Source organism: Candidatus Colwellia aromaticivorans (assembly GCF_003333305.1).
In the GTDB taxonomy this organism is placed as follows: domain Bacteria; phylum Pseudomonadota; class Gammaproteobacteria; order Enterobacterales; family Alteromonadaceae; genus Colwellia; species Colwellia aromaticivorans.
In genome coordinates this window covers 1-1,374 of the sequence record NZ_QOLD01000017.1, presented here as the reverse complement: position 1 = coordinate 1,374, position 1,374 = coordinate 1, and the positions used below count along the sequence as shown (strand labels likewise).

2 protein-coding genes are annotated in these 1,374 nt (G+C 35.2%); one reads left to right on the top strand and one right to left on the bottom strand.

The window, feature by feature from the left end:
- Positions 1 to 143: 143 nt before the first annotated feature.
- Positions 144 to 590 carry a hypothetical protein gene (locus DWA31_RS02675; RefSeq protein ID WP_114325127.1) on the bottom strand — a complete coding sequence of 149 codons (447 nt, stop codon included), beginning with the start codon at positions 588 to 590 and terminating at the stop codon, positions 144 to 146.
- Positions 591 to 980: 390 nt separating this feature from the next.
- Between DWA31_RS02675 and DWA31_RS02670 the strand changes: the two genes are divergently transcribed.
- The gene (locus DWA31_RS02670) at positions 981 to 1,370 is read left to right on the top strand and encodes a hypothetical protein (protein WP_114325126.1); all 390 of its coding nucleotides are present in this window, start codon (positions 981 to 983) and stop codon (positions 1,368 to 1,370) included.
- The last annotated feature ends 4 nt before the right edge of the window (positions 1,371 to 1,374 follow it).

The following is a 1,374-nucleotide window of genomic DNA, read 5'->3' as shown; positions in this document are numbered from 1 at the left end:
GTACGGTTCTTAGGAGGGCGACACCTGGTAACAGGTGTCGTCTATCCGACATGTGCCCACAGCGACTTAGAAATCATTTTTTGAAGGGCATATTAATGTAGCTGGTTTTCCTTAGTAGCATATTTTTGAGTTTTAGACGTCAATTACTCTCTTAGTGCTTTAGAATAATCTGATAATTCTTTCTCTTCCAAATTTAGCAAATATGCCAAATCCGATGCTCTGTAACATATTTGACTAACAAGGTTATCTATATCATCTTCAGACTTTAGACCTGACTCTACACTGAGTAATATCGACGCCTTTACTCCTTTCCTGAAAGAGGCCTCAGCAGTTTCTGCAAACACAATATCTTTTGCTGTTGTATACGAACTTAATATTTGTTGTGCAACCTCTTCTTCCACATCTAATTTCGTTGCTAATTCCTTTATGCCCTTACCTGAATTAATAACTTTTTCAATTACATCTATATCATTTGGCATGTATTCATCAAAACGCGGATTTATACCGAGATGATCTGCATAATTAGCATAACTATATGAAAAAGTTTCTGCTGCTAACAAATATTTTTTCGACATTCTTTTATATTTCATTTATCACCATACTTAATATTATTTTGGGGGGTGAAAGCTTTATATTCAACGCAATAACGATTTCAGTTGCTGCTTGTCATGACTTACAATAAGCATGATTGCAAATATATTCAATAAGTTCAGTTACTATTGATAAAAATAGTGACAGGAAATATGTGTCATATGTCTCATTTTAAATCACAAAAGACTAAGTCGCTTTGTGCCTTAGGATTTTCAACTTTTTTGGTCGCTCAGTGTAAAAAAAGCCCTGTTAACAATAAAACCTATGGAATAAACGTGACTTTATAAAGTTTACAATAAGTCTGAGTGATAGGGTTTTGAGTGGGTTGAATGTAAAGACAATATGTAAAATGTGGTCTAATATGAATATAATTTCACAGGGAGAAACTCATGAGTTTATACAAAAGCAGATCTATATCTAGGTTATTTCCACTCGTCATTATGGTCAGCCTTATCAGTACGTCACTTTTGGCCGATCAAATTCAGAAGCCGGATGCATCCCAAAAAGCCGCAATAGATAAAATGCATCACAAACTGCATATTGATCAGGCCCCCTTTAAAGTGCAAGAAGTGCAGGCACTTAAAGAACTCAATGAAATGACTATCCTTGATGGTGTTAAACTTGAAAAAGTTAATGTCAAGATTGATGAACTTATGGCGGCAAAAACACAGATCATGCGTCTGAGATATGAACACCTGATCGAAATGCGTGCAATTCTTTCCGATGTGCAAAAAGTACCATACGACAAGAACGTATTAAAGCGATCGGCTGTTAAGTAATAAA

What these genes read in the sequence shown, in the direction of transcription:
- DWA31_RS02675 (WP_114325127.1), bottom strand. Translation starts at nt 590, where the DNA reads ATGAAATATAAAAGAATGTCGAAAAAATATTTGTTAGCAGCAGAAACT.
- DWA31_RS02670 (WP_114325126.1), top strand. Translation starts at nt 981, where the DNA reads ATGAGTTTATACAAAAGCAGATCTATATCTAGGTTATTTCCACTCGTC.